Here is a 2,744-nt window from a genome sequence, read left to right as displayed (position 1 = left end):
TGCGGGGCATGATCGACACCCCCATGCTCGCGGATGCGACGCTGATCGCGCTCGCCTTCATCACGAGCCTTATCCTTTTCAGCCTTCTCACCGCCAACATTTCGGAGCGCGTGCTCGACAGCCGCGTCGGCGCGGTGGACCGCACGCTCGGCTTCGTTTATGGCCTCGTGCGCGGGCTTATCCTCGTCGTGATCGCCTTCCTGATCGTGAGCCAGATCGTCGACCGCCCCAACCTGCCGAAGTGGGTGCGCGAGGCGCGCTCGCTGCCGCTCATTGAAAGCACCGGCGATACCATTAAATCCTTGTTGCCAGACAACCCAGAGTCGTTGTTCAAACGTGACCGTCCAGCTTCGCCCGCGCCCGAAGCTGAACGGGGTTGAGGCCTATTCTGAAGGGCGCCCCTCCGGCACTGCCGGAGACTGCTAAAAGGACGAAGCCACGTGGACGAGATTGCCGGCATTCCGCCTTTGCCGACGGAGCCTTTCGGGCTGGCTGACGACAAGTTGCACGAAGAATGCGGCGTGTTCGGCGTTTTCAATCACCCGGAGGCCGCCGCGCTCACCGCGCTCGGTCTTCATGCCCTTCAGCATCGCGGACAGGAGGCGGCGGGCATCGTCACCTTCGACGGCACCCAGTTCCATGCGGAACGCCGCCTCGGGCTCGTCGGCGATCACTTCAACCGCAAGGGCGTGATCGACAATCTTCGCGGCAATATGGCGGTCGGACATGTCCGTTATGCGACAGTCGGCGAAACGGCGCTGCGAAATGTCCAGCCGCTGTTCGCGGACCTCGACATCGGCGGTTGCGCGCTCGCCCATAATGGCAACCTCACCAACGCGCTGACGCTTCGCCGCGAACTCGTCTCCTCCGGCTCCATCTTCCAGTCCACATCCGACACCGAAGTCATCGTCCATCTCATCGCGCGAAGCCGCGAGCGCCGCGACGGTTTCATGAGCCGCCTGTTCGACGCGCTCCGCCAGATCGAGGGCGCCTATGCGCTCGCCGCGCTGACCCGCAAGCGGCTCATCGGTATCCGCGACCCGCTCGGCATTCGGCCGCTCGTCATCGGCAAACTCGGCGACGCGACGATCCTTTCGTCCGAGACCTGCGCTCTCGACATCATCGGCGCGCAGTTCGTCCGCGAGGTCGAAAATGGCGAGGTGGTGGAAATCTCCGATCAGGGCATCGATAGCCACCGCGCCTTCCCGGCGCAACCCGCGCGGCCCTGTATCTTTGAATATATCTATTTCGCGCGCCCCGATTCCATCATGGGCGGCCATTGCGTCTATGACGTGCGCAAGGGCCTCGGCCGCGAACTCGCGCGCGAAGCGCCCGCCGACGCAGATGTCGTCGTGCCGGTGCCGGACTCGGGCGTCCCCGCCGCCATCGGCTACGCGCACGAAGCGCGCATCCCGTTCGAACTCGGCATCATCCGCAATCACTATGTCGGCCGGACCTTCATCGAGCCGGAGCAGCGCATCCGCAAGCTCGGCGTGAAGCTGAAGCACAACCCGACACCCTCGATCAGCGTCGAAGGCAAGCGCATCGTGCTCATCGACGATTCCATCGTGCGCGGCACCACCTCGACCAAGATCGTCGCCATGATGCGCGAACACGGCGCGCGCGAGGTGCACATGCGCATCGCCTGCCCGCCGATCAAATACCCCGACTTCTACGGCATCGATACGCCGGATACCGGGGCGCTTCTCGCCGCGAATCACGATGTGGAGGGCATGCGCCGCATCCTCGGCTGCGACAGCCTCGCCTTCCTCACAGTCGACGGCACCTATCGCGCCCTCGGTCAGCCGCGCCGCAATCCCGACCATCCGCAATTCACCGACCATTGCTTCACTGGCGACTACCCGACGCCGCTTCGTGACTGGGACGGGCCGGAACCGGGCCAGCAGCACCGGCTTTCGCTGATGGCGGTCTGATTTCAATCCAAGGTTTTGTTTCGTAGCGCTTGTCCGCAGAAAAGCGCCCAGCTCATGAACGGTTGAAAAACGTGACATCCGAATCTTCCCTGCCGCGCTTCGACGGCAAAGTCGCGCTCGTTACGGGCGCATCTCGCGGCATCGGGCGCGCCATCGCGAAAGCGCTCGCCCTTCAAGGTGCGCATGTGGTGGCCACGGCCCGCACGCAAGGCGCGCTTGAGGAACTCGACGACGAGGTGCGGACCGCCGGCGGCGTGCCGCTGTCGCTCATGCCGTTCGACCTCGACAAGCAGCTCGCCGAGATCGACACGCTCGGGCCGACGCTCTATCAGCGCTGGCGGAAGCTCGACATCTTCGTCGGCAATGCGGGGCTGCTCGGCCCGCTTTCGCCGCTCGGCCACATCAAGGAGGGCGACTGGGCGCTCACGCTCCAGATCAACCTCACGGCCAACTGGCGGCTGATCCGCACGCTCGATCCCGTGCTGAAACTGTCGCCCGCGGGCCGCGTGCTGTTCCTCACCTCCGGCGCAGCGCAGCGCGCCCGCGCCTATTGGGGGCCGTATTCGGTCTCGAAGGCGGGCCTCGATGCGCTCGCGAAGACCTACGCCCGCGAAAACGCCTCGACCAATATCCGCGTGAACCTGCTCGATCCGGGCAAGGTGCGCACGCACATGCGCGCGAAAGCCTATCCCGGCGAGGAGCCGAACACGCTTCCCGCGCCGGACGCGCTGGTGCCGCTCGCGCTGTCGCTCCTGACGCCGGAAACAACAGCGTCGGGGGAGATCTTCACCTTTACGCCGGAAACGTCGC

3 protein-coding genes are annotated in these 2,744 nt (G+C 65.1%); all 3 read left to right on the top strand.

Translation table 11 applies throughout. From position 1 onward, the window contains the following. A partial coding sequence (locus T281_RS16800) for a CvpA family protein (protein WP_210164084.1) occupies positions 1–380 on the top strand: 380 nt, incomplete at its 5' end. 60 nt (positions 381–440) lie between these two features. After that, positions 441–1,934 carry an amidophosphoribosyltransferase gene (gene purF / locus T281_RS16795; protein WP_052037619.1) on the top strand — a complete coding sequence of 498 codons (1,494 nt, stop codon included), beginning with the start codon at positions 441–443 and terminating at the stop codon, positions 1,932–1,934. A 71-nt stretch (positions 1,935–2,005) separates the two neighbouring features. Further along, positions 2,006–2,744: SDR family NAD(P)-dependent oxidoreductase (locus T281_RS16790; protein WP_037242211.1), on the top strand; the 739-nt coding region annotated here is incomplete at its 3' end.

Source organism: Rhodomicrobium udaipurense JA643, assembly GCF_000636015.1.
Taxonomy (GTDB): domain Bacteria; phylum Pseudomonadota; class Alphaproteobacteria; order Rhizobiales; family Rhodomicrobiaceae; genus Rhodomicrobium; species Rhodomicrobium udaipurense.
This window is presented reverse-complemented; position numbering and strand designations above follow the sequence as displayed.